5 protein-coding genes are annotated in these 3,224 nt (G+C 56.8%); 2 read left to right on the top strand and 3 right to left on the bottom strand.

What is annotated here, in order from left to right; genetic code table 11:
* The first annotated feature begins 457 nt into the window (after positions 1-457).
* Both IWX85_RS20010 and IWX85_RS20005 read left to right on the top strand, forming a co-directional pair.
* Positions 458-733 carry a DUF4242 domain-containing protein gene (locus IWX85_RS20010; RefSeq protein WP_196870966.1) on the top strand — a complete coding sequence of 92 codons (276 nt, stop codon included), beginning with the start codon at positions 458-460 and terminating at the stop codon, positions 731-733.
* Between the two features lie 219 nt (positions 734-952).
* Positions 953-1,918, top strand: coding sequence for a hypothetical protein (locus IWX85_RS20005; protein ID WP_196870965.1), 966 nt, complete (start codon positions 953-955; stop codon positions 1,916-1,918).
* 87 nt (positions 1,919-2,005) lie between these two features.
* Here IWX85_RS20005 and IWX85_RS20000 read toward each other — a convergent pair whose 3' ends face one another.
* From IWX85_RS20000 to IWX85_RS19990, 3 genes are all read right to left on the bottom strand, one after another.
* Entirely contained in the window at positions 2,006-2,260 is a 255-nt protein-coding gene (locus IWX85_RS20000) for a Txe/YoeB family addiction module toxin (protein WP_196870964.1), read from the bottom strand.
* Positions 2,257-2,508: a type II toxin-antitoxin system Phd/YefM family antitoxin gene (locus IWX85_RS19995; RefSeq protein ID WP_196870963.1), complete on the bottom strand. Its 252-nt coding sequence runs from the start codon at positions 2,506-2,508 to the stop codon at positions 2,257-2,259. Before IWX85_RS19995 ends, IWX85_RS20000 begins: the two co-directional genes overlap by 4 nt.
* Before the next feature lie 425 nt (positions 2,509-2,933).
* On the bottom strand, positions 2,934-3,224 hold a 291-nt coding region (locus IWX85_RS19990; RefSeq protein ID WP_196870962.1), incomplete at its 5' end, for an ATP-binding protein.

The following is a 3,224-nucleotide window of genomic DNA, read 5'->3' as shown; positions in this document are numbered from 1 at the left end:
AGTCAAGGAAGCTCAGCCCACCCTCGGCAACCATCAGACACATGCCTGTGCACTGTCAAGTCGTTGTTTCTAAATGAGCTTTCTCTTAAGGTAGTGCCATTGGGTCCTAACCCGGCATTGCATTGGATCGGCTTCGCCGCCCACTGAATTCATACGTTACTCGTAGCGAATCAAGCGGTATACAAGAGCTCCTGGAAAAACAACAGTTTGCGCTCGTCCAGCAAGCATCTGACGCTATGGTTACGGTAGCGCAGTGCTCGCCTCTCACATTTGGTACGGCGCAACTCGCGGTGCAGCGAAGCGGTCGCCATGCAGCGGGCGCGATGTCCGGGTTGCATCCAAGGCCTCGCAGCCCCATACTGTTTCGTCTACTCCAGCATTTGATCGGACGGCTTCGCCAGTTAATTTCAGGTTAGGCCTCAACAGCGAAGTAGTGTTTCAACCAGGAGAAAATACCATGCCACAGTATTTAATAGAACGTGAGATATCCGGTGCTTGCAACATGTCTGGCGATCAGCTTCGGGATGCGTCCAAGCATTCCAATGCGGTTCTTGCTGAGCTAGGTCCTGACATTGAGTGGGTTCAGAGCTATGTCGCTGGTGACAAGATCTACTGTATTTACAACGCTCCCAGTGAGGATCTTATTCGCTGCCATGCGGAAAAAGCTGGACTGCCAGCAAACAAGATCACTCCAGTCAGCGTAGTCATTGATCCATCTACGGCGCAGCCATAGGTCAGGCTTAACCCAGCATTGCAGCCGACCGCCTATGCCAGCGGCGGCTGAATTCAGGCGTTATATCCCGCCAGGTTGTTGACAGAAGCAACGACGGGCAGGCGAGAAAATAATGCGCCTGCGCAAGTCCTCGCGATTTCATTAGTGACGATCTGTCAAGTCGCACCAGGCTTCGTGGAACTGGCTTCGATACGCATCTAATCCTTCTAGGAGACAACCATGCGCATTCCTTCCCCATACTGGCTGCTTGCCCTGGGCGTGGCGGCCCCCTGTGCCGGAGCGCAGGCCGTCGACACCTTTGCGCCCGCAGGCGCCAAGGCCACGCTCAGCGTCGAGTATGTGTATGAGTCGGCTGGCAAGAAGCAGGACAGAAACGACCTGCGCGAATGGGGCTCTAAGCGCAACGTAAGCATGGTGGCCGACCTGGTGAGTCAAGCGCCGCTCCCGCTCCCCACGATACAGGCGCTCGATGCGGCGCAAACCGCCAAGCTCGACAAGCAGGCTGACCAGATAGAAAAGATGCACACCGACATGGCCCCGATGACGGCCGACATCGGGAAGATCATGGCCCAGTGCGGCGAAGATGAGGCCTGCGTCACGCGTGCGATACAGAAGATGGGCGCTGCGATGGCGGGCACGCCCAAGGCGGACGCCATGCTCAAGTCCGGCAAGGAAACTGCGCGAGCGGTTCAGCCCGGCCCGGCGCGTTACCAGACCTGGATCGCCACCGCCCAAAGTGGCAGCTACGTGATCAATGAAACCTCGCTTTCAGTGCTCGCCGATCCGGCTTGCCAGCCCACGCTGCGCTGCACGCGCAACGAAGTTCGCAAGGGTTCGGGCGCCCTGCCGTCTCGATCCGCCACTTCGAAAGATGTCGGCTTGTTCTACGCGGTCGAAGTTGACTCGGTAAAGAACACGCTGACTGTCGACCCGCAGGGCCCGCCGTTTCCACTACCCTACACCGAGACTATTACCACCGACCAACCCGCACGCTACCAAGAGGTACCCCAAGCCAAGGGGCCTCAGCCCAAGCAACTGTTGTTTCGCGAGATCGCCTATGGAAACAACAAGCCGTTCACCGTGGCGCTCAAGGGTGGCTGGCGCAGCCAGTCGGGCGAACAAGTGGTTCAAGTAAAAGATGGGGGCGGCAAACTCACGATGCGCTGGCGCTTTCAGGCACCGTGACCAGTGACTGCCATCAACGAAAGAAACATAACCCTGCCTTGCAGCGGCCGTGCTGGAGCGCGCCGCTGAAGGCGACGTTATGCGTCTTCAGTAGCGATAGCGAAGTTGGGCCAGCAATAACGCGTCGCCTTCGACTTGGTAAACCATGCGCTGTTCGTCTGTAATCCTGCGAGACCAAAAACCTGACAAGGCATGCTTCAGCGGTTCGGGCTTGCCAATGCCTGATAAGGGTTCACGTTTGGTTTCCAGGATGAGATTGTTGATGCGCTCGACCATTCGTTTGTCTTGCTTCTGCCAATACAGATAGTCCTCCCATGCCTCATCGGCAAAAACCAACCTCACTTTGTCAGCGCCTTTTCCACACCCTTGCCAGCGATCAGCTGGGCTGCGGCGCAGAGCAGGCGCTTGGCATTGGCCGGGCTACGCAGGAGGTAAGCCGTTTCTTCAAGGGCTTGAAAGTCCTCCAGGGAAAGCATTACAACGGACTGTTCGCCGTTTCGAGTAATGATCAAAGCTTCATGGTCATTACACACACGGTTCATGGTGCTGGCTAGATTTGCGCGTGCGGCAGAATAGGTAATGGCATCCATTGCGGGACTCCTTGTTTGTACGTTTTATTGTACAATAAAAAATTGAGCGGGTGCAGCCAAGATGTCCGATTTCAGTTAGGTTTGTGGAAATTCACCCATGCCAATCCTTATGCCCAAGGTAATGCTGGCGAATGCCCTGCCTGCGCTTCCAGCTATGCTTTTTGTAGCACCGGCGCTTTCGGGTTGCGCCAGGCGTGTCGGTTCCAGCACCAAGGTTCTAACCCGGCATTGTGCGTATTCCGGTGAACGTGACCGCTGATTCCGGCAACGTGACCGGCATTCCGGCGAACGTGACCGGGGGTCGGTGTTGCGCGTTTTGATTTTATGCCGGCTTGCTTTCCCGGCTGTTTTGCCCTTCTGTGGAATTGAATCTTTTGAACGAATAGGCCCCTGCCAGGCCGCCGGAGGCCCCTGAGCGTGGTGGCTTAGTAATCGGTGCTCCCTTGCGCTGGCAGGCTTTTTTTGCGCAGAGATTCGCCGGTCAGCGTGAAACGGTGATGGTTTTGCATCAGGCGATCCAGCATGGCATCCGCCACAGTTTGGTCACCTATCCACTCATGCCAGTGTTCAATGGGCAACTGGCTGGTGATGACGGTGGCCCGCTGGCTGGCCCGGTCATCGATGATCTCCAGCAGATCGGCCCGGGTTTGACTGTCCATGGCGGCCATGCCCCAGTCGTCGAGCAGCAGCACGTCGGTGTTTTTGAGCGTGTCCAG

It is taken from the genome of Polaromonas sp. CG_9.11 (assembly GCF_015752225.1).
GTDB lineage: Bacteria > Pseudomonadota > Gammaproteobacteria > Burkholderiales > Burkholderiaceae_C > Polaromonas.
Note: the sequence above shows the minus strand (reverse complement) of the source record. Positions and strands in the feature narration are given on the sequence as shown.